Annotated in this window: 10 protein-coding genes; 4 read left to right on the top strand and 6 right to left on the bottom strand. The window is 63.0% G+C overall.

Features of this window, described 5'->3' with window-relative positions; genetic code table 11:
* Positions 1–82 precede the first annotated feature (82 nt).
* Complete coding sequence (locus AC0V2Y_RS09760; protein WP_475416409.1) at positions 83–2,734, top strand: TonB-dependent receptor; 2,652 nt, start codon at positions 83–85, stop codon at positions 2,732–2,734.
* A gap of 84 nt (positions 2,735–2,818) precedes the next feature.
* On the opposite strand, the gene aroG is transcribed toward AC0V2Y_RS09760, so the two are convergent.
* Positions 2,819–3,883, bottom strand: a complete 1,065-nt coding sequence (aroG, locus tag AC0V2Y_RS09755; protein ID WP_475416419.1) for a 3-deoxy-7-phosphoheptulonate synthase AroG — start codon at positions 3,881–3,883, stop codon at positions 2,819–2,821.
* Between the two features lie 498 nt (positions 3,884–4,381).
* On the opposite strand from aroG, the gene AC0V2Y_RS09750 reads away from it, so the two are divergent.
* Positions 4,382–7,228 (top strand): TonB-dependent receptor, encoded by a 2,847-nt coding sequence (locus AC0V2Y_RS09750; RefSeq protein ID WP_475416410.1) that lies wholly within the window; start codon positions 4,382–4,384, stop codon positions 7,226–7,228.
* Positions 7,229–7,395: 167 nt separating this feature from the next.
* On the opposite strand, the gene tldD is transcribed toward AC0V2Y_RS09750, so the two are convergent.
* Genes tldD through AC0V2Y_RS09735 form a run of 3 tightly spaced genes read right to left on the bottom strand, consistent with a single transcriptional unit; the run spans position 7,396 to position 13,872 of the window.
* Positions 7,396–8,856: a metalloprotease TldD gene (tldD, locus tag AC0V2Y_RS09745; protein WP_475416411.1), complete on the bottom strand. Its 1,461-nt coding sequence runs from the start codon at positions 8,854–8,856 to the stop codon at positions 7,396–7,398.
* A 21-nt stretch (positions 8,857–8,877) separates the two neighbouring features.
* A complete protein-coding gene (locus AC0V2Y_RS09740; protein ID WP_475416412.1) occupies positions 8,878–9,678 on the bottom strand; it encodes a carbon-nitrogen hydrolase family protein in 801 nt (266 codons plus the stop codon).
* A 30-nt stretch (positions 9,679–9,708) separates the two neighbouring features.
* Entirely contained in the window at positions 9,709–13,872 is a 4,164-nt protein-coding gene (locus AC0V2Y_RS09735) for a YhdP family protein (RefSeq protein WP_475416413.1), read from the bottom strand.
* A 259-nt stretch (positions 13,873–14,131) separates the two neighbouring features.
* Between AC0V2Y_RS09735 and glnE the strand changes: the two genes are divergently transcribed.
* Together glnE and AC0V2Y_RS09725 are read left to right on the top strand one after the other, a co-directional pair.
* On the top strand, positions 14,132–16,885 hold the full coding sequence (glnE, locus tag AC0V2Y_RS09730; protein ID WP_475416414.1) for a bifunctional [glutamate--ammonia ligase]-adenylyl-L-tyrosine phosphorylase/[glutamate--ammonia-ligase] adenylyltransferase: 2,754 nt from the start codon (positions 14,132–14,134) through the stop codon (positions 16,883–16,885).
* Between the two features lie 13 nt (positions 16,886–16,898).
* On the top strand, positions 16,899–17,693 hold the full coding sequence (locus AC0V2Y_RS09725; protein ID WP_475416415.1) for a YoaK family protein: 795 nt from the start codon (positions 16,899–16,901) through the stop codon (positions 17,691–17,693).
* A 24-nt stretch (positions 17,694–17,717) separates the two neighbouring features.
* On the opposite strand, the gene AC0V2Y_RS09720 is transcribed toward AC0V2Y_RS09725, so the two are convergent.
* The gene (locus AC0V2Y_RS09720; protein WP_475416416.1) at positions 17,718–19,724 is read right to left on the bottom strand and encodes a S9 family peptidase; all 2,007 of its coding nucleotides are present in this window, start codon (positions 19,722–19,724) and stop codon (positions 17,718–17,720) included.
* A gap of 123 nt (positions 19,725–19,847) precedes the next feature.
* Positions 19,848–21,175 (bottom strand): TonB-dependent receptor domain-containing protein (locus AC0V2Y_RS09715; RefSeq protein WP_475418334.1); only part of this gene is annotated, 1,328 nt, incomplete at its 5' end.

Raw genomic sequence — 21,175 nt, 5'->3', positions numbered from 1 at the left:
CAAAAAGGCAAATAAATTGTTGGTGAGCAACAAGTTATTTCAAAATAATTGCCGCCTTTATCACAATAACAAGGAATTTCAGATGATGATAGAAAATGTAATATCGCGGTCGCTGCGCCTGATGTTTGCAGGCGGCATGGCCCTGAGCATGCACGCCGCGTACGCACAAGAAACAACAGATGGCGCCATGCAACGCGTGGAAGTCACGGGTTCGAGCATCAAGCGCCTGGCATCGGAGACAGCGTTGCCGATCACCTCGATCAAGGCTGACGATTTCGCCAAGCAAGGCTTGACGACGGCGCAGGAAGTCCTGTCCACCATTTCCATGAATCAGAGCTCGCAAAGCAGCTCGCAATCCGTCGGTTCCGGCACGGGCGGCCAGTCCGTCGCCGACCTGCGCGGCATCGGCGGCGACAAGACCCTGGTCCTGCTGAACGGCCGCCGTATCGCCAGCCACCCGTTCAACGGTTCGTCCGTCGACCTGAACATCATCCCTATTTCTGCCCTGGAACGTGTCGAAGTGCTGCGTGACGGCGCCTCCGCGATCTACGGTACCGACGCCATCGGCGGCGTGATCAACTTCATCACCAAACGCTCCGTCAAAGGCGGCTCCGTCACGGTCGAACATTACGAGCCACAGAAAGCGGGCGGCGGCGACGAGTCGCGCCTGAACCTGTCCGGCGGCTATGGCGACCTGAACAAGGATGGCTTCAACGTCTTCGGCGTTGTCGACGTGCATCGCCAGTCGGCGCTGAGCACGGCCGACCGTTCCTTCTCGAAGAGCGGCTACATCCCGAGCAAGGGCGTGGATAACCTGAGCGGCACCACCTTCCCCGCCAACTTCTACGATACGGGCAATGGCCTGATCGGCAACCCGGCCTTCGCCGGCGGTTGCGTAGGTGAGAACCTGTACAAGAATACCTCGGGCAAGAGCACGTGCGCCATGGATGTCACGCCATTCATCCAGGCCATTCCGAAAACCCAGCAGGAATCCTTCCTGGGCAAGGCCAGCTTCAAGCTGAACCAGGATCACCTGGCCACCATCGAATACCTGCACTCGCGCAGCACCAACGAAGCACGCATCTCGCCGCCGCCGATGTCGAACATCGGCATCCTCATGTCGTCCAGCTCGCCGTACTACCCAGGCGGCAGCGGCGGCGTGCCAGCCGTGGCTGGCCTGTCGGGCGAGCCGCTGGACATCAGCTGGCGTCCAGTGGCGTCGGGCCAGCGCAGCGGCTTCGACACCAGCACCTCGGACCGCCTGGTACTGGCTTCCGAAGGGGTTCTGGGCGCGTGGGACTACAACGTCGGCCTGAGCTACTCCGTCAGCAAGGCCACCAGTGCCTTCACGGGCGGCTACCTGAATGACCAGCGCATCATCGACGGCATCGGCAATGGCATCCTGAATCCGTTCGGCGAGCAGAGCGCCGCTGGCACCGCGTACCTGAAGGATTCCGTCCTGAAAGGCGAATACCTGAGCGCGAAGATGACCAGCACCGCGGTCGATGCGAAGATCAGCCGCGAGCTGTTCAACTTGCCGGCTGGCGCAGTCGGTTTCGCCGTCGGTACGGAATTCCGCAACGACAAGGCCGAATACAATGTGAACCGCGACCTGGCCGGCCAGGCATCGAGTTCCGGCTACGCCGAAGCGCAGAACCAGTCGGGCAGCCGCAACATCTCCGCCATCTTCTCGGAACTGAGCATTCCTGTCGTGAAAGACCTGGAACTGTCACTGGCAGCCCGTTATGACCACTACAACGACGTCGGCGGCAGCTTCAACCCGAAAGTCGGCGTACGCTGGCAGCCAACGAGCCAGGTGCTGCTGCGCAGCTCCTACAACACAGGTTTCCGCGCGCCAACACTGTATGACCTGCATGGTCCGCAAACCAAGACCTTCACGGCCAACAAGTACGACGATCCACGCCTGTGCCCAGGCGGCGTACCGATCCCTGGCGCCAACAGCAATGTGGCCTGCGGCGCGCAGCAGTACATCCGTTCGGGCGGCAATCCGGACGTCGGCCCGGAAAAATCGAAAACCTTCAGCGCCGGTATCGTCATCGAGCCGACCAAGTCGCTGACCGTCTCGCTCGATTACTTCCAGATCAAGCTGCGCGACAAGATCGGCACCGTGGCCGAACAGACCCTGTTCGACAACTACGCCAAGTATCAAAGCAACTTCATCTATACCGCTGACGGCAAGCTCGACTACGTGCTGGCCACCCTGGGCAACCTGGGCGAAATGCACACCTCGGGCATCGACCTGGGCCTGAACTGGAAATTGCCACGCAGCCAGTATGGCAACTTCACGTTCAACTTCGACGGCACCTGGGTGCAGAAGTATGAATACCAGAACGAACGCGGCGGCGAATTCGTGCAAAACGTGGGCGTGTATGGCGACAATGCACCGGTATTCCGCTGGAGACATAATGCCTCCCTGCAATGGAATCTGGACAAATGGAACGCCACGCTGTCGAACAAGTACATGAGCGGCTACCGCGACCAGAACTATGTCGATCCGCAATTCGAGCAAAGCGTCAAGGCTTACTCGGTATGGTCGCTGTCGGGCGCGTACTCGGGCTTCAAGAACACCGAAGTCACCGTGGGCGTGAAAAACCTGCTGAACGAAGATCCACCGTTCAGTAACCAGATCGGCACCTTCCAGTCCGGCTACGATCCGCGTTACGCCGATCCGCTGGGCCGTACTTTCTACGTGCGCGCCACGTACAAGTTTTAAGCTGCTGCGCAACTGATACCAGCTCAAAACTGAAAAGCCCGGAAAGCTTAGCTTTCCGGGCTTTTTTTCATGCTGCGCGCCATGTTATTCCGCGTCGCCCTGCAAGCGGCGCTGCTTCACGGCCGCCGCCAGGTTTTCCAGCACGGCCACGCTGGCGCTCCAGTCGATGCAGCCGTCCGTGACGGATTGGCCGTAGATCAATTCCTTGCCAGGGATCAAATCCTGGCGCCCCGCCACCAGGTGCGACTCCACCATCACGCCGACGATGCGGCCATCGCCGACGGCCACCTGGCTGGCGATGTCGGCGCACACGGGGATCTGGTTTTCCGGTTTTTTCGAGCTGTTCGCATGCGAGGCGTCGATCATCAGGCGCGCCGCCAGTCCCTGCGCGGCGATGGCCTTGCAAGCGTCGTCCACGCTGCTTGCGTCATAGTTCGGGGTTTTTCCGCCACGCAAGATGATGTGACAATCCTCGTTGCCGTTGGTCGAGACGATGGCCGAGTGGCCGCCCTTCGTGACGGACAGAAAATGGTGCGGCTGCGAGGCGGCCTTGATGGCTTCCACGGCGATTTTCACATTGCCATCCGTGCCATTCTTGAAGCCGACCGGGCACGACAGTCCCGACGCCAGCTCGCGGTGCACCTGCGATTCCGTCGTGCGCGCGCCGATGGCGCCCCAGCTGATCAGGTCGGCGATGTATTGCGGACTGATCACGTCGAGGAACTCGGTGCCAGCTGGCAAGCCCAGCTCATTGATATCGCGCAACAGTTCGCGCGCCATGCGCAAGCCGTCGTTGATGCGGAAGCTGTTGTCCATGTACGGGTCGTTGATCAGGCCCTTCCAGCCCACCGTGGTGCGCGGCTTCTCGAAGTAGACGCGCATGACGATTTCCAGTTCGCCCGCGAACCGCGCGCGTTCCTTGACCAGCAGGCGCGCATATTCCATCGCCGCCTTGGTGTCGTGGATGGAGCAAGGCCCGATCACCACCATCAGGCGGTCATCCTGGCCGTGCAAAATACGGTGCAAGGCGATACGGGCGCTGGCGGCGGTCAGTCCGGCTTGCTCCGAGCAGGCGAATTCGCGGATCAGGTGGGACGGCGGGGTCAATTCCTTCATTTCGCGAATTCGCAGATCATCAGTGCGGGGCATCATTTTCTCCAAAATTTAAGGAAGGGTAAAACATCCGGGTAAAAAAAAACCGCCATCAGTGGCGGTTTTTTAGAATTTGCTGGGATCTCGTTTTTTGCTGCTACGTGAACCGACCGCTACTCCACCGCCTTTTGGGTTGGAATTGCTAAAGTAAAAATAAGCGGTAAAAAAGTGGCGAGCAAACATGCGGTTCATCCATAAGTGATGAATGACTATAAACCTAAATTACAAGGATTGGCAAGCGTATTTGTCGGCAAAGCCGCATACTGCAGCCGTTTTACACTGAAAAATACGTCAAAAAGCATAAAAAGTTGCGCGCCGCGAACTGGCATCACCGCCCTGACAACGCTGTGGCCGCCGTGGCACGCACACCACGCCAATCCGTTTTGACCATGGTAATCGGCGCACTACTGATGTAGATCGAATCCCGGCCGGGCCGCACGGCCAAGACTTCAAGGTGCACCTCACCTTTTCCTGTCTGACCTTCCGGAGAATCGCATGATCTACAAAACATCCGTCCATCCACCGTTGCTTTCACCACCACGCATGGGCCTGGCCCTGGCCAGCGCCCTGCTCGCCCTGCCCGTCCTGGCACAGGAAGCGGCCCCCATCGCCCGCGTGGAAATCACCGGCTCGAACATCCGCCGCGCGCAGGCGGAAACGGCATCGGCCGTCCAAACCCTGAACGCGGCCGACATTGAAAAATCTGGCAAGTCCAGCGTGGCCGAACTGCTGCAAACCCTGGCCGTCGACAACCAGGGCTCCGTGCCCACCACCTTCGGCAACGGCTTTGCCGCCGGCGCTTCCGGCGTTTCGCTGCGGGGCCTGGGCACGGCCTCGACCCTGGTGCTGCTGAACGGACGCCGCGTGGCGCCGTATGGCCTGGCCGACGATGGCCAGAAAGTGTTCGCCGACCTGAACATCATTCCCCTGGAAGCGGTGGAACGGGTGGAAATCCTCAAGGATGGCGCCTCGGCCATCTACGGTTCGGACGCCATCGCGGGCGTGGTCAACGTGATCCTGCGGCGCGACTACCAGGGCACGGCCATCAAGGGCAATTACGGCAAGACGAAGGAGTGGGACGGGCGCGACGCCCGTGCCGCCATCACGCACGGCTTCGGCGACATCGACAGCGACCGCTACAACGTGCTGCTGAACCTCGAGTACAGCGAAAAGGCCGCCATCTGGAACCGCGACCGGGCCGGACGAGGCGCCGTGGGCCGCAGCGACTTGCGCGACCTGGGCTTCAGCGCGCAGGAAACCCTCAGCGGCGCGGGCGCCATCACCACCAACAACGCGGCCGGCAGCGCCGTCAACGGCAATGTGCGCAATCCCGACACGCTCGACTACTACAACCGCGGCAACCTGGCCGGCGTGGGTTTTACGCGGACCTTCCCCGGCGCCGCCTGCGGCAACTTCACCACGCATCCGCAGGGCGACCCGGGCGGCGGCTGCCTCACCGATGCCACGCAGCAATATGGCCAGATCCAGCCCAAGCAAAAGAACATCAATTTCTTCGGCCGCGCCGCCTGGCAACTGACACCGGCCTTGCAAACGTATGCCGAACTGAACCTGTATCACAGCGAATCGCATTCGGCCACCACGCCGTCGACGGTCAGCGGCTCGGTCGGCTATCCGGGCGGCCCCGTCAGCAATGCGGGCGTGTCGCTCGGTGCGGCCCACCCGGACAACCCGTATTTCGGCACGGCGGCGCGGCTGCGCTACCTGGCGGCCGACGTGGGGCCGCGCCTGTCGGAAGTCGACTCCACCTTCACGCGCTTCGTGGCCGGCATCAAGGGTAGCGTGGCGGGCTGGGATATCGACAGCGCCTTGCTGTACTCGCAAAACAAGGTGTCGAACGACCTGAACGGCTACCTGCAGCGCGACGTCGCCTTCGCCCTGCTCAACCCGACTGCCGCCAATGTGGCGGCGGCCAGCCTGAATCCCGCGTACGCGGCCCTGCCTGCCGGCAGCCTGTGGCGCATCGCGGAAAACGCGGGCCTCAATTCGCCCGAGCTGTACGCGGCCCTGTCGCCGCGCATCTCGAACGACGCCAAGACGCATATCGCGCAGATCGACTTCAAGGCCAGCCGCGAGGTAGCCAAGCTCGACGGCGGCGGCCTGGGCGTGGCCGTGGGCGCGGAATTCCGCCACGAATCGACGGAACTCAAGCCCACCACGGGCACGGAACGGGGCAATATCATCGGTCTCGGCTATTCCGCCTACAAGGGCAGCCGCAACGCCTCGGCCATCTATGCCGAAGTGCTGGCGCCCGTGCTGAAAACCGTGGAGCTGTCAGGCGCCCTGCGCGCCGACCATTTCACGGACGTGGGCAATTCCTATACGCCGAAAGTGGGCGTGAAATGGACGCCCGTACGCGAACTGGCCCTGCGCGGCACCTTCGCCAAGGGCTTCCGTGCGCCCAGCGCGGCGGAAAACGGCGTCGGCGGCCTGGCCGCGTTCTCCACTGCCAGCGATCCGCTGCGCTGCGCGCTGGGCGTCGAAGTGGCGTGCGATCCCGCGGCGATCGCCGTCATCACCTCGCCCAATCCGGACCTGTCGCCGGAACGTTCGCGCAGCTATTCCGTGGGCGCCGTATGGGACCCGCTGCCGCGCAGCAGCATTTCCGTGGACCTGTGGCAAATCCGCCGCAAGAATGAAATCAACCAGGAGCAGACGGATGCCGCCATTGCCGCCGGCAAGGTGGCGCGCGACCCGTCCACGGCCACGGGCATTCCCGGCGATCCCGGCGCCATCACGGCCGTGCTGGCCAACTATGTGAATTCGGCGCAAACGACGGTGCGCGGCATCGACATCGACGCCCGCCAGCGCTTCAACCTGGACGGCGGCTACGGCAGCCTGACCTTCGACCTGAAGTGGACGCATCTGTACAAATGGCTGCGCACGGAACAGGATGGCACGCAGCGCGATTTTGCCGGTACGCATGGCAATTGCGATGTATCCAACTGCATGGGCACGCCGGACGACCGCATCAACCTGGGCGCCACCTGGGAACGCCAGAACTGGCGGGTCACGGCCAACGTCAACTACCGCGCGCCGCTCGACAATGTGCTGTTCAAGAACGACCCGGACGGCTGCGCCACGCATTTCGCCGACGGCACGGATGCGCCACGCGGTTGCCGCATCGCCTCGTTCACCACGGTGGATCTGACGGCCCGCTGGCTGGCCACGCCCAAGCTGGAGGTGTTTGCCACGGTGCAAAACCTGTTCGACAAGATCGCCCCGCTCGATCCGCTGACCTATGGCGCGACCGGCTACAACCCGCTCGACTATGCGGGCGCGGCGGGGCGATTCATCAGTGCGGGGGTGAAATACAAATTCTGAGAAATCCAGCAGCCGTGTTGGCACGGCCGATGATGTTGGCGTGATGGTGGTGTCGGGTTACGCGCTTTGCGCTAACCCGACCTAGGCGAGCGCCATGTCAGAGAAAGGTCGGATTGGCGGGGCGCAGCCACGCGTCATCCGACGTTGGCCGCGCCGTGTCAAAAAAATCAGGCAGTGCCGCCGACCGTGATGCCATCGAGACGCAGGGTCGGCTGTCCCACGCCCACGGGCACGCTTTGCCCCTCCTTGCCGCAGATACCCACGCCCGAGTCCAGGCACATGTCGTTGCCGATCATGGAAACACGGTTGAGCACGTCCGGGCCGTTGCCGATCAGGGTCGCGCCCTTCACCGGGTAGCTGAGCTTGCCGTTTTCGATCATGTACGCTTCGCTGGCCGAGAAGACGAACTTGCCGTTCGTGATGTCGACCTGGCCGCCGCCGAAGTTAACGGCATACAAGCCGTTTTTCACGGAAGCGAGGATCTCGCCCGGATCCTTGTCGCCGCCCAGCATATACGTGTTCGTCATGCGCGGCATGGGCAGGTGGGCGAACGATTCGCGGCGCGCATTGCCCGTCACGGGCATCTTCATCAGGCGCGCATTCATGGTGTCCTGAATGTAACCCTTCAGGATGCCGTCCTCGATCAGGGTGGTGCACTGCGTCGGGTTGCCCTCGTCGTCGATATTGAGCGAACCGCGCCGGCCAGCCAGGGTACCGTCATCGACCACGGTGACGCCCTTGGCGGCCACGCGCTCGCCGATGCGCCCCGAAAACGCGGATGAGCCCTTGCGGTTGAAATCGCCTTCCAGGCCATGGCCGATCGCCTCGTGCAGCAGGATGCCGGGCCAGCCCGGTCCCAGCACGATGGTCATGGGGCCGGCGGGCGCCGGGCGCGCTTCCAGGTTCACCAGGGCCGACTTGACGGCGTCGGCAGCGTACTGTTCCAGCACGGCATCGCTGAAATAGTCATAGCTGAAACGCCCGCCACCACCGGCCGAGCCCGTTTCGCGGCGGCCATTCTGTTCCGCGATCACGGTCAGCGACACGCGCACCAGCGGACGGATGTCGGCCGCCAGCACGCCGTCGCTGCGCAGCACCAGCACCACGTCGTACTCGCCGGCCAGGCCCGCCATCACTTGCACCACCCTGGGATCTTTCGCGCGCGCCATCTTTTCCACACGCTCGAGCAGCTGCACCTTGGCCGTGGCGTCCAGCGAGGCGAGCGGATCGTTGGGCAGGTACAGCGAGCGCCCGCCCTGCGGCTGCATCCGGCCTGCGATCTTGACCCTGCCGGCGCCCGCGCGCGCGATGGTGCGCGTGGCCGCCGCCGCTTCCAGCAGGGCCCGCTCGGAAATGTCGTCGGAATACGCAAACGCCGTCTTGTCGCCGGACACGGCGCGCACGCCCACGCCCTGGTCGATGGAAAAACTGCCCGTCTTGACGATGCCCTCTTCCAGGCTCCAGCCTTCGCTCTTGGTCGACTGGAAATACAGGTCGGCATAGTCGACCTTGTGCGTAAACATCGTGCCCAGGGCTTTCAACAGCTTGTCTTCGTCCAGGCCGAAGGGCGTGAGCAGGATATCGCGCGCCACGGCCAGATTCGATAGATTGGGTTCAAATGGGATCATAGCTCTTTCTTAACATTCAATTTACATCGTCCGGTGAGTGAGTGCCGGCAAGGACTCGCGCACGCCGGCCAAAAACACCAGGTCGATCTCGCCGCTGACCACGCCCTCGCCTTCGGGCAGCACGGCGATCACTTCGCCCCACGGGTCGATCAGCATGCTGTGGCCCCAGGTCCGCCGGCCGTTCGGATGCAAGCCGCCCTGCGCCGAGGCCAGCACATAGCACTGGTTTTCGATGGCACGCGCGCGCAGCAGCACTTCCCAGTGGGCGCTGCCCGTCGTGTGGGTAAACGCGGCCGGCACGACGATCAGCGCGCAATCGCCCATGGCCCGGTACAGTTCCGGGAAACGCAGGTCATAGCAGATGGACAGGCCGACCCGGCCAAACGGCGTCTCGATCGAGCGCACCTGCGCACCGGGCACGATGGTGCGCGATTCGTTGTACGACTCGGCGCCGCGCGTAAAGCCGAACAGGTGGATCTTGTCGTAGCGGCCGGCCGGCTCGCCTTGCGGGTCGTACACCAGCGTGGTGTTCAAGACCTTGCCCTCCTGGCCGGAGATCAGGGGCAAGGTGCCGCCGATCAGCCAGATGCCGTGCTGGCGCGCCATCTGCGCCATGCCATCCTGGATCGGCCCGTGGCCGGGCTGTTCCGCATGAGCCAGCTTGTCCGTTTCCTGTTTGCCCATGATGGCCCAGTATTCGGGCAGCACCACCAGCTGCGCGCCAGCGGCGGCGGCCTGCGCCACCAGGCGGTGCGCCGTCGCCAGATTGTCTTCCACGCAAGGCGAGGAAATCATTTGTACTGCTGCAACTGTATGCATCATTGCCACCTCTTATCCTTTCGAACGCCGCGCCTATTTCGCCCCAGCCTCCACGGCTGCGGCGGCAGGAGCGGCGACAGGTTCCAATTTACCACCATCGAGCTTGGTCACGACGGGCGCTTTCCACGGGCCGGCGATCTGCATGTGGTAAGTGAGCGCCTTCATCACGGGGGCGCGCAGGAACAGCTGCGCCAGGAAGCTGCCCAGGCCGATGACGGGATTGACGGCCAGCGCGTACACGAGCGGCCCCGTGCCCAGGTTAAATTCCGGGATCACCACCACGTGCAGGTTCGTCGTTTCATTGGCGATATCGGCCGTGCCATCCATCAGCACGGTGGCCGCCACGCCATGCATCTTGAGGTTGTCGGTGGTCACCACGCCCCGCTTGATGCTGGCGTTGGCCGTGATGCCGTCGAAGGCCAGGCCTTCGGAAAACACGTCGTGGAAATCGAGTTTCAGCAAGCGGGGCAAGGCTTGCAGGCTGAGTACGCCCAACAGCTTGGCCGCGCCCGGATCCTGCTTGAGGAACTGGCCCGATTCCACGTTCATCTCGATCTGCCCCGACAGGGTGGGAATGTCGAGCGAATACGGCAAGCCGTTCCAGGCGATGTCGCCGCTCAAGCGCCCCTTGCCGCGACGCAATGTGTCGGCAAAGCCGAAGCGGTCGAGCAGCTTGCCCGCATCGACGATATCGAGGCCGAAACGCAGGCTGGTCGTGCTTTGTCCGTCCTTGATGACCCATTTGCCACTGCCGCTCAGCGCGCCATCGGGATTCGACAATTGCAGCTTGCCCACGCGCCACTCGCGCCCGCCCGCAGCCATGGTGTTATAGGCCTGCAACTCCAGCCGGCCGATCTTCTTGTTGAACAGTTCAAATTGCTCGGCAACGATATCGAGCGAGGGGATCGACTGGGCGCCGCTTTTCCCTTCCAGCAAATTCTTCACGTCGTTGGCGGCCGACTCCGGAATGATCAGCGACGACAGGCGCGCCGTCATCTTGCCCAGACCGGACGGCGTTTCCAGCCACGTCACATAGCCGGACACTTGTTTCGCGTCAATATTGGCTTGCCACACATCCTTCTGGTGCGTGGCGCCGACCACCACGTTTTCCAGCTTGCGCTCGCCCAGCATCAGTTCGCTGGCCCGGGCCGCCATCATGTCCGGCACCACGTATTGCGCGATATCGGGCGCGTCGTCCGCGCTGCCGCCCGCATCGGCTGGCGCCGCGGCGCCGCCGGCGATCTCGCTGCCGGCGGCGATCCAGCTATCCACGTCCAGGGTTTTCATATTCACGTTGAGCATCATGCCGCTGTCCGGTTCCGGCGCCGGCACGTTCACGCCGATGCCGCCGCGCACCAGGCGCCAGGCATCCTTGCCCTGCTTCTGGCGCTGGTAGCGTGCGGCAATGCCGGAGCCGAGCGCGATGCGGATATCGTCCGTGCGCAGCCCGGCCCCGTTGGCCGCATTGCCCGTCAGGGTGAATTTCACGGGCAGGCTGTCGCCGGCCGGTTTTTTCAGGGGGGCGGGAAAATCCAGGCCCAGACCCGTCAAGGGCGACTCCACATTGACCACCACCTGGTGGTCGCGCGCCGTGATCAGGCCGCTGTAGCGCGCGCCGCCGTTCAAATGTTTCGCCAGGCGCTGCAGCACGGGCGCCGGATACGTCTTGCGCAAGCCATCGATGGTCATGTTGCCGGCGAGTTTCACCTGAATGGAACTGTCCGCCTGCGTGCCGCCCGAAATGGCCAGCGGCCCGCCCAGCAGGCTGCCGTTCAAGCCATTCAGGTTGACGCCCTTTTCGTTGAATTCGATCTTGCCCTGCGTGCCCAGCACGGGCGGCATGTCGTGGAACAGCACCACGTCGTTACCCGCCAGCTGCAAGCTGCCCTGCACGGTCGACTCGAGCATGCGCTCGATCGGCAAATGCAATTTGAGGGCCAGCCTGGCGTTGCCCGTCGCCGTCGTTTCATCCGTGAAATGCTCGATCCAGCCCAGCACGGGGCTGGCCGTCACGTACTTGAGGAATTCCTGCATCGGGCCGGCCGCGTTGCCGTCGATATCGAGCAAGGTGTCGAACACGGTCAGGTCGGGGATCACGGCTTTGACGTTCGTCAATGCCACGCCGCCCGTGGTGGCCGTGTCGCCGCGAATTTCCATGCGCGCCCGCTCGAACACAAAGCTGCCCTTGATCTTTTCCGCCTGCGGCCACAGGGGAGCCTTGCCCGCCAGCGGGCCGCTTTCCGCAAATTCGCCGGGCGCATAGTTCAAGGTGCCGTTCTCGATCTTGCCGGCTACGCGGAAGTCGCCCCGGTTGCGCTGGGCTGGCGTGTCGGCCTTGAAGGGGAAATGTTCGAGCTCGCCGCGCAGACGCAGGCTGACATCGTGCGCCATGCCGCCTTCCAGCGCGCCCGTCAGCCAATGGCGCAGGTGCTCGGGCGTTTGCAGCGGCAGATAGCGGCCGATGGTATTGATCTGGAAATTGTCGATCGTGCCCGTCAAGTCGACCTGGCCCAGGTTCTTGCCGTCGAGCGGCAGGCGGTGCGTGCCTTGCAGGGCGACGCGCAAGCCTTGCTGATTGAAATCCAGCTTGTCCAGCTCGACCTGCAGCATATTGGCCGCTTCAAACGTCCAGCGCGCCTGCATCGCGAATTGTTCGAACGGCAAGGCCGGTTCGCTCAAGTACGTGGGCAATTGCAGCACCAGGTCCTGCGCGTCGATGGCAATGGTGCCGCCCTTGTCGCTGGCGTCGATGCTGCCGCTGAGTTTATCGAAGCCGGGAATGGCGGGCGCGGCGGCCTGCGCGGGGCTGCCCGCCGTCTTCGCCACGGCCAGGCGCGCCGGCTGCGCATCCAGGCCCAGGTCGATGAGTTTGCCTCGCAGACGGTAGCTGGCGGGCGCGGCCATCTCGCCTTCCCATTGCGCCGAAAAATCCTGCAAACGCCCGCGCGGCGCCAGGGCGTCGAGGCGCTGGCGCTGCTGCTCGCCCAGCGGCAACTTGTCGGCCAGCGCGGCCAGGGTTTGCAAATCGAGCGACTTGGCCGTGATTTCCGTGCGCGCCGGCTTGCGCTTCGTGGCAGCGATGAAACGCTCGGACAAGGTCGTGGGCGGCAGGATGAGGCCGTCGCGTGTTTCCACCGCGAAGTTCGTCAATTCCACCTGATGGCCGTTCGCGCCAAAGGTCGGCTTACCGTCAGGCACCTGCGCCGACAGCTCTTCTTTTGCCGAAATGCGTCCGCTGACCGACAGCAAGTCGAGCGGCGCGATATGCTCGCCCAGCCGCGCCTGCACATCCGTCAAGCCCACGTCGGCCGTGAAGCCGGCCAGGCGCGCGTGGTCCAGGCTCAACCAGGCGCGCAGGGCGCCCTTGCCCTGGCTCAGCTCGAACGGGTAATCGAGATAGCGGCGCCAGGCGGCCAGGTCGGCGTTTTTCAGGTCCGCATACAGCTCGCCCTTCCACATCGACACATCGGAGATGCGCGTGCTGAAAGGGGGATGCGTGAAGTGAGCGCGCACATCGATGGGGGCGGCCAGGCTGGAGGGCGGCGTGGCCTGCAAGCCCAGCCGGTGGCTGCGCCAGCGGTTGCGCAGCAGCAGATTGACCTGGGACAAAGCCAGCTCCGGCGTGCCGCGCGCTTCATCCGTCCAGCGCACCTTGCCGTCGCGGATGATGACGTCATGCTGCGACAGCAGCCAGTCGGCGCCCTTGCCATCGCTGCCTTGCGTGCTGTCGATCAATACCCCGGCCACGTACAGCTTGCCATCCTTGCTGCGCCGCACGTCCAGATCGGGCCGCGTGATTTCCAGGGTAGTGAAGCGTACGGAACCGAGCACGCTCCACCACGATACGGTGGCCGAGATGCTCGGCAGGCTCAGCGCCTGGCGGCCCGCCTGGTCGCGCAAGGTCACGTCGCCGAGGAAGAGATTCGGCCGCAGGCCGTGCCAGGAGGCATAAATACGCGCGATACTGACGGGGTTGCCCAGCGCGCGGCTGGCCGCCCGCTCGATATCGCCTTTGTAGTAATCGATATTCGGCAAGATCGCGTAGCGCAGGAACAGAAACAGCACGGCGAAGGCAAAATATGCGAGCAGCACCAGTTTGACGGTAAAACCCAGCACATGGTGGGTGGCCAGGTTTGCCATGCGATAGGCGGCACGCAGCCGCTGCCAGCGCAGGGCCAATGGCACATGTTCTGTCACGCTTGCTTCTGGCGGTTTTTGCATCAATAAGCTAATAAACGGGCCCGGCGTCAAATAATGGCAAAAATCGTCTGCATTCGTGGTGCGCGCCTGCATCCTTGCGCTTGCGTCTGAGCAAAGCCTCCCTTACCATCGTCCGGAAGAGCACGCACTGCCGGCGGCTTAGCGCCAGCGGCACAATTTTACCGCATCCCCCGCCGTTCGCAGCCAAGTTAAACAAGAACATGCACGCAGCATCCACGAGACCCTTACCGATACCATGAGCACACAGCCTTTGATTTCCGCCTCCCGTTTCTACCAGCGCTGGCTGGACGCCGCCCCCGAGCGCGCCGCACAGGTAGCGCAACTGGTGCGCGCGCCGCTGGATGGGCTCGACTTTGCCGCCGCGCTGGCCGAGCAGGCGAACGCGGCCACGCCGCCGCTGCCGCCCGAGCGGGCCATGCGCCGCCTGCGCAACCTGCTGGTATGCGGCCTGATCGTGCGCGATCTTGGCGGCCAGGCGGACTTGAACGAAGTCGTCACGGCCATGACGGGCTTTGCCGATTTCGCCATCCGCACGCATGTGGATGCCATCATGGCCGAGATGGTGACCCTGCACGGCATGCCCGTCGGCGAGGAATCGGGCGAGGAACAGGCCTTGATGGTGCTGGCGATGGGCAAGCAGGGCGGCGGCGAGCTGAACGTCTCGTCGGACATCGACCTGATCTTTGTGTATCCGGAAGATGGCGACACGCAAGCGACCCAGCCGGGCCAGCGCAGCCTGTCGAATCACGAGTTTTTCATTCGCATGGGCAAGAAACTGATCGCCGCCCTGGCCGAGATCACGCAGGACGGTTTTACTTTCCGTGTGGACATGGCCTTGCGCCCGAATGGCAATTCGGGGCCGCTGGCCGCCAGCCTGAGCATGGTGGAACAATACCTGATCGTGCAGGGCCGCGAATGGGAGCGCTACGCCTGGGTCAAGGCACGCGCCGTGACGGGCAAGCCCGAAGACATCGCCGCGCTCGACGCCATCGTGCGCCCCTTCGTCTTTCGCCGCTACCTCGATTTCGGCGTCATCGACGCCATCCGCACCATGCACGGCCAGATCCGCGCCGAAGTCAACCGCCAGGAGCGGCTGCACCCGGACCGCAGCAACAACGTCAAGCTGGGCCGTGGCGGCATCCGCGAAATCGAATTCCTCGCGCAAGTATTCCAATTGATACGGGGCGGGCGCGACGCCGAACTGCGCGAGCGCTCCACGCGCGCCACCCTGCGCACGGTGGCGGACAAGGGCTTGCTGGAACCGGCCATCGTGGAACAGTTGCTCGGTTCCTACACTTTCTTGCGCAACCTCGAACACCGGCTGCAGTATCTTGACGATGCACAGACACACACCCTGCCCGCGAATGACGCCGACCGCCTGAGCGTGGCGCAGATGATGGGCCTGCCCGACATCGCTACCCTGCTGGCCCGGCTGGAAGCGCACCGCGTGTTTGTCGCCGGTCAATTCGACGAAATGTTCAGCGACAAGAGCAGCGGCACGCCGCCGGCCGACACGGGCATCGACCCGCAAACCTCGAACGACTGCGCCGCCTCGGACCAGCAGGAAGCCATCGAGGCGCGCTTTGCCGCCCTGGGTTTTCATGAGCCGGCCGCCTGCGCGCGCCGGCTGCTGGCCACCTGGCAAGCACCGCGCCTGCAATCCTTGCCCGAGGCAAGCCGCACGCGTCTGGTCGCCCTCGTCAATTCCGCCCTGCCCCTGATCACCGACTGCTCCGTTTCCAACGGCAACGCCAGCCAGCTGGCCACCCTGGGCCGGCTGCTCGATTTCCTGGAAGCCATCGCGCGCCGCTCGGCCTATCTGTCGCTGCTGACGGAATACCCGCACACCCTGGAGCGCGTGGTGCGCATGGTGTGCGCCAGCGGCTGGGCCGCCACCTTCCTCACGCAGCACCCGATCCTGCTCGACGAGTTGCTCGATGAGCGCATCCGCAACACGGTGCCGGATCCGGCCGCGCTGGCGCTGGACCTGCAACGCCAGCTCGACGACGCCCCCGGCGACACGGAGCGGCAGATGGATATCCTGCGTGAAATGCACCACGCGCAGCTGTTCCAGTGCCTGGCGCAAGACCTGGCGGGCGACCTGAGCGTGGAAAAACTGGCCGATTACCTGTCGCAGCTGGCCGACATCATCGTCGCCGCCACCGTGCAAGCCGTCTGGCAAACCTTGCCCACGCGCCACCGCGAGGTGCCGAAATTCGCCGTCATCGCATATGGCAAGCTGGGCGGCAAGGAACTGGGCTATGTCTCGGACCTCGACGTCATCTTCCTGTTCGACGACGACGACCAGGAAGCGCCCGGCCTGTACGCCAAGCTGGCGCAGCGTTTCATCACCTGGATGACCTCGCACACCTCGGCCGGCATCCTGTTCGACATCGACATCGCCCTGCGCCCCGACGGCGCCTCGGGCATGCTGGTGTCCAGCGTGCAGGCGTTCGAGCGCTACCAGAGCAGCGCGGCCTGGGTGTGGGAACACCAGGCGCTCACGCGCGCGCGCTTTTGCGCCGGCGACGTCAGCATCGGCAAGCATTTCGAACGCATCCGCGACACGATCTTGCGCAAGGAGCGCCCGGAAAACGGCCCGCTCAAGGGCGAAGTGGTGGCCATGCGCAAGAAAATGCTCGATGCGCATCCGCCCCGCCCCGGCAGCTTTGACTTGAAGCAGGATCCGGGCGGCATGATCGACATCGAATTCATGGTGCAATACCTGGTGCTGCAGCATGCGGCGCAGTATCCGCAGCTGACGGCCAACTCGGGCAATATCGCCCTGCTGCGCCTGTGCGGCGAGCTGGGGCTGATCGACGCGCAACTGGCGACCCTCGTTGCCGACGCCTACCGCGCGCTGCGCAAGCTGCAGCACCAGTTGCGCCTGCAAGGGCAGGATCTGGCCCGCGTGGAACCGGAGCGGGTGCGCGTGCATGCGGAGAATGTCATGCGCCTGTGGCAAGCCATCTTCGGCGCCGCGGCCTGAGGCCGGCCCGGGCATGCCGCTTCATTACCTGTCCCGCCTGAGCGGATCGGCGCGCGATACGCAAGCCAATCTGCAGCTGGGCTGCGTGCTGGCGCTGGTGGCCGGCGCCGTGAACGCGGGCGGTTTTCTCGCCATCGGCGGCTATACCTCGCACATGACGGGCATCGTCTCGGGCATGGCGGATGACCTGGCGCTGGGCAACGTCACGGTAGCCCTGGCCGCGCTGGGCGCCTGGCTGGCCTTTGTCAGCGGCGCGGCCGTCACGGCCATCATGGTGAACTGGGGCAAGCGGCGCCGGCTGCACAGCCAGTTCGCCGCCAGCCTGCTGCTGGAGGCGGCGCTATTGCTGCTGTTCGGCCTGGCGGGCAACTACCTCGCGGCCATGCCCGACGTGCTGGGTCCCGTCACCATCTTGCTGCTGTGCTTTGTGATGGGCTTGCAGAACGCCATCATCACCAAGATTTCGGGCGCCGTCATCCGCACCACGCACGTGACGGGCCTGTCGACCGACATCGGCATCGAACTGGGCAAGATGGCGTATTACAACCGCAGGAAATTGCCGGACCGGATGGTGAAGGTCAACCGGGGCAAGCTGAGGACGCACAGCCTGCTGATCAGCTGTTTCTTCATCGGCGGCGTCAGCGGCGCACTGGCCTTCAAGCACATCGGCTTTCCGGCCGCCACCATCATCCTCGCCGGCGTGCTGACTTTACTGTCGGGCGTGCCCGTGCTGCGCGACTTGCGCGTCTTGTGGCGCTTTTACCGGCGCCGGCTGTGGAAACAAAAATGCCGTCCAGACCAGGTCTGAACGGCATCACCTTGCTATGCTGAATTACTGCTGCGCGGTCTTGTTGCCGGCAGCCGGACCAATATAGCGGTTAATGAAGCTGTACACGGCTTCTCCCCACTTGATGTTGTTGCTTTCCTTGGACCAGCCATGGCCCTCGCCCGTCATCACCATCCATTCAACCGTATTACCTTGTTTGAGCAACTGGTCGCGCATTTTTTCGCCGTGAATCAGGGGCACGCGGCGATCTTCGCTACCATAGGCCATCAGCACGGGCGCCTTGATCTTGTCCGCATGATCGATCGCCGATACCTTCCGGAAATACACGTCGTCGGTCTTCGGATCACCGTGCATTTTCGTGCCGATGTTATCCATCACAGGACCGGAGACATCGGACCAGTTGACAGTAAACAACATTTTCACGTCCGTCACGCCCACCCAGTTGATGCCGCATTTGTACAGGTCGGGATTCTTCACCAGGCCGTACATGGTGGCATAGCCGCCATAGCTGGCGCCGATGATGCAGACGCGGTTGCGATCGACCACGCCCTGCTTGACCAGTTCCTCGATACCGTCCGTGATGTCATCCTGCATGGCCAGCCCCCATTGCTTCCAGCCCGCCGTATGGTGCTTCCACCCCAGGCCAGTCGACATGCGAAATTGCGGTTGCATCACGGCAAAGCCGCGTGAAGCGAGCATCTGCGTGATCGGATCGTAGCCAAAGCTGTCGCGCGCATGCGGGCCACCGTGGATATACGCCACCAGCGGCAGGGCCTTGGGCGTGCGGCCTTCCGGCAAGGTCAGGTAGGCCGGGATGGTCAGGCCATCGCGCGCCTTGTAACGGATAACCGTCTGCTCGGAAAGTTTCTTGCCGTCCAGTGAGGGCTTGACACTGTACAGCGGCTCCAGCGTCTTCTTCAAGGTATCGAAGTAATACAGCTTGCCCACGTTATTGACGCCGGTGGTGACAACGACGGCGCGGTTGCCGCGCCACTGGAATTCCACGTGCTCGCCAGGCAGGCTGGCGTCGAGCGAAGCCTGCAGGCGCGCATAGTCTTCGTCAAAATAATACATTTCCGGCTTCATGCCGTTGACGGCCACGCCCACCACCTTCTTGCGCGCTTCATCAAAGATCAGGCCGCCCGCGATATCGGCTTCCGCATGTTCGGCGATCAGCTCTCCCGCCGTATTGGTGGCGCTGTTCCAGATATGCACGCCGGCCTTGTCGCGGCCATTGAAGCGTCCGGCCACGAACAGGGTCTTGTTATCAAAATCAAATCCCAGCGGATTCATTTCCTTGCCTTCATCCAGATACGCCTTGTAAATCGCTTTCCACGGCGCCTTCTCGTCATCGCGCAGGTACACGGTTTGCACGATACGCTTGCTGCCGTCTTCCACCGTCATGGCCGATGCCACGCGGATCACATTATTATGGTCAAGCACCCAGCCGCTGACGGCGCCCGGATTATTAAAGGTCAACAAGGCCATGCGGCCGTTCGTCGTATCGAGGCGGAACACGTCGCTGGCGCCCAGGTCGGCATCGCGGCCCCGCTCGTTGTTGACGACAATCAAGTCGTTGCTGTCGCCGCCCACACGCTGCAGCACGGACACGGGCTTGTACGGCATGCCCGAGCTCATCGATTCCTTCACGCTGATCACCAGCTTGCGAAAGCCGCTGCCGTCGCTGTTGACGGCGAACAAACCACCGCCGGTCTGCTTTTCCAGTACTTCTTCGCTGCCTTTGCTGATGCTGAACACCAGGCGCTTGTTGTTGACCCAAATGGGGTTGGCCACGTTCCAGTCCGGATCGGAAGCCACCACGGTCGAAGCCCTGGTATCGAGATTGATGACCGCCAGCACGAAGCGTCCATTGCGCGGCGTCAACACCGCCATGCTTTGACCATCGGGCGACAGGATGGGGCGGCCGCTGAACTCCGCTTTCTTGAAAAATTCGGCAATGGGAATGGATTCGTCGGCGCGCACGCTTGCGCTGTACAGGCCGCTACTGAGTAACAAGGTACTAAGCACGACAGGAATGATGCGTCGGTTCAAGACAGTCTCCTCGATAAAAACAATGACTTTAATTTCCTTAAGGCAATCACGCACTGCTTGCCCAGCAGGACAAAAAAAGACGCCGTTACCTCACGGTCACGGCGCCTTCTTCATCATGCGCGATTACTTGAAGCTGTAATCAGCCGTGATCTGGAAATAACGGCCCATCGCGCTATGCAGCGACGAGTAGTAGTTCGCCGTGCCGTTCGGATGGAAAGGCGGTTTGCGGTCGAAGGCATTCTGGATGGCAAAGCTCAGCTTGGTGTTCTTGAAGCCGCTGTAGCTGCCGCCCAGATTAACCACGGTGAACGATGGAATCCCTTTGCACAGCTCCGGGAAGCCTTCGGTTTCAAGTACGCAATCTTGCGTACGGTCGGCAACCGATGCCATCTTGCTGATAAATACCGTATCTGCCGACAAGGCGTAGGCCGCTTTCTTCCACGCCAGGCCCAGGGTAGCTTGCACCGACGGCGTGCCACGGGTGCCGGCATACTCGATCAGGTCGTCGGTTGGCGACGGCGCGTTCTTGAACGACTGCATGTGGCTGACGTTCAGGGTTGGCTGCAAGCTGCCGTACTCACCCAGGTTGATACGGCCCGTCAGCTTCAGGTCCACGCCACGGATCTGCGTCACGGCCACGTTGGTCAGCAACATCTTGATGTTGGTGATTTCACCGGCGGTGGCACCGGCGAGCTTGTCGGCGGCGGTCAGCGGATCACGCGTGATGGCAACGGCCGGGTCGCCAGCGTAGCGGCTAGGATCGGACAGGACCTTGTCCAGGTCATAGGTGCCGATTTCGTTGACGCGCTTGATCTGCCACAGATCGATCGTTGCCAGGAACGACGAGCTTGGTTCCCAGGCCAGGCCCAGGGTGTAGCTCTTCGCCGTTTCCGGTTTCAGCTCCGGATTCGCGCCGCTTTGATACGGGCTGGAAGTGGAGCAGCCCAGCTTGTATTGGGCGTTGCAACGGTAGGGATCGCGAATCGACACAAAGGCATTGCGCACGTCGGTGGAGTTTTCCACCAAGGTCGGTGCACGGAAGCCTTCAGCATAGGTGCCGCGCACCATGAACGCCGGCGTCACGCTCCACTTCAAGCCCACTTTCGGCGTGGTCGAATTGCCGTAGTCGGAGTAATGGTCGTGACGCACTGCCACTTGCGCTTCCAGCGATTTCAGCAGGGGAATCGTCGATTCCGCATAGATCGAGGAAATGTTACGGTCATTCGAAAAGCCTGGCGGCAATTGCGCCTGGTGATAGAACTCGCCTTCCACGGCAAGCGGATCAGGCGACGTGCTCAGGCTTTCGCGACGGAACTCGGTACCGACCGCCAGGCCGACGGCGCCGGCAGGTAAGTTGAACAATTCACCGGAAATCTTGCCATCGATTTGCGTCAGGCTGGACTTGAACATGTTTTTCGAATTGGCCGTGATCGAATCGTACAGGGCCTGAT

This window comes from Janthinobacterium sp. BHSEK, assembly GCF_056174685.1.
The sequence above is the reverse complement of the archived record's forward strand: the minus strand, read 5'-3'. Positions and strand labels throughout refer to the sequence as shown.

Bases quoted from the DNA above. Each gene is read 5' to 3' on its own strand.
- AC0V2Y_RS09760 (WP_475416409.1), top strand. From the start codon at position 83: ATGATGATAGAAAATGTAATATCGCGGTCGCTGCGCCTGATGTTTGCA.
- aroG (WP_475416419.1), bottom strand. From the start codon at position 3,883: ATGCCCCGCACTGATGATCTGCGAATTCGCGAAATGAAGGAATTGACC.
- AC0V2Y_RS09750 (WP_475416410.1), top strand. From the start codon at position 4,382: ATGATCTACAAAACATCCGTCCATCCACCGTTGCTTTCACCACCACGC.
- tldD (WP_475416411.1), bottom strand. From the start codon at position 8,856: ATGATCCCATTTGAACCCAATCTATCGAATCTGGCCGTGGCGCGCGAT.
- AC0V2Y_RS09740 (WP_475416412.1), bottom strand. From the start codon at position 9,678: ATGATGCATACAGTTGCAGCAGTACAAATGATTTCCTCGCCTTGCGTG.
- glnE (WP_475416414.1), top strand. From the start codon at position 14,132: ATGAGCACACAGCCTTTGATTTCCGCCTCCCGTTTCTACCAGCGCTGG.
- AC0V2Y_RS09725 (WP_475416415.1), top strand. From the start codon at position 16,899: ATGCCGCTTCATTACCTGTCCCGCCTGAGCGGATCGGCGCGCGATACG.